The sequence below is a fragment of the Nocardiopsis prasina DSM 43845 genome (assembly GCF_000341265.1).
Taxonomy (GTDB): domain Bacteria; phylum Actinomycetota; class Actinomycetes; order Streptosporangiales; family Streptosporangiaceae; genus Nocardiopsis; species Nocardiopsis prasina.
On the sequence record NZ_ANAE01000041.1, the window covers coordinates 1 to 1,240 of the forward strand.

The following is a 1,240-nucleotide window of genomic DNA, read 5'->3' on the forward strand; positions in this document are numbered from 1 at the left end:
CGTCGACGAATCCCGCCGCGCCCACGCCGACCGCGCGCACCGGATAGTCGCGCCGCAGTTCGGCGACGATGCCGGCGATGGTGTCCTCGACGATTTCGGGGCTCTTGCTGCGGTCGGGGGTCTCGGCACGGGAGCGCGCGAGGATGCTGCCGCCGGGGGTCACCACTCCGGCCGCCACCTTGCTGCCGCCGATGTCGACGCCGATCACCAGCCCGCGGTGCCGGTTCCGGGCGGTGTGCTCGCGCGAAGAAGCCATCGTCGGACCACTGTAGACGACCCCGGCCGCCTCGCCCGGGAGGTGCTCAGCCCGTCCGGGAGAGCACGGACGGGTCCCCCGCCCCGCGGCCGGCCCCCGGATCGGCGGGCGGCTCCAGGTCGTGGCGCCCGGCGATGAGTTCCTGGACGCGGATCTTGGCCTTGATCAGGGGCCGGCGGACGCGCAGGTCACGGCGGATCGCCTGGTCCAGTTTCGCCGAACCGTCCGGATAGCGCCAGCGCGCCCACGGTGATCCGGGCACGGCCAGGCGCACGGCCGCGACGATCGAGATCGCCGGCAGGAACACGCCGGTCAGCCCGGTCCAGATCTTGCCCTTGAGCAGACTGACGACCGACCCCGCCAGGTTGACCAGGGCCAGCGCCAGCAGCCCCGCCTGGATCCCGGTCTCCCAGCCGCCGGAGCCCGCGCTGTGCAGCCAGCCCCACCCGAAGGGGCGCAGCCCTGTCAGAAGCAGACCCGTCAGCGCCACGGCGACGAACACCGCGTCCACCGAAGCGCGGCCCTTCTCGGTCCAGTAGACGTCGCGCAGATGCAGGATCAGCGCGAACTCGTCGAGCACCAGCGCCGATCCCAGCCCGAACAGCGCCGCGGCGACGGCGATCGGCACGCCCTGGCGGTCGGGGACCACCAGCGCCGCGACACCGCCCACCATCATCAGGCCCACGCCGAAGACCACGTGGTGGATGTGCAGGCCGCCCGGCCGCAGATCGCCCGGCCACCAGCGGACACCGGCGCGGATCATCCGCACGCTCATCCGGATCAGCAGGAAGCCGGCCACGAACGCGACGAAGAAGCAGAAGAGCGGCAGGCGGCCCGTCGCGACGACGGTGCTGCCGAACCAGTCGACCATCGGACTCCTCGAGTGCGATACCGGCCCAGGGGAGATGGGGGAGGCCGCACCCAACACTACGTCGCACGGCGGGAAAGCACCGACCCGCTCGTGCCCACGGCCGCCGTTTCAGC

General features: G+C 72.6%; 2 protein-coding genes. Both read right to left on the bottom strand.

Translation table 11 applies throughout. The features are described from left to right. Window positions 1-256: ROK family protein (locus D452_RS27465; RefSeq protein ID WP_040692834.1), on the bottom strand; the 256-nt coding region annotated here is incomplete at its 3' end. A gap of 46 nt (window positions 257-302) precedes the next feature. After that, window positions 303-1,127 carry a hypothetical protein gene (locus D452_RS0101180; RefSeq protein WP_017542336.1) on the bottom strand — a complete coding sequence of 275 codons (825 nt, stop codon included), beginning with the start codon at window positions 1,125-1,127 and terminating at the stop codon, window positions 303-305. Window positions 1,128-1,240 lie beyond the last annotated feature (113 nt).

What these genes read in the sequence shown, in the direction of transcription:
- D452_RS0101180 (WP_017542336.1), bottom strand. Translation starts at nt 1,127, where the DNA reads ATGGTCGACTGGTTCGGCAGCACCGTCGTCGCGACGGGCCGCCTGCCG.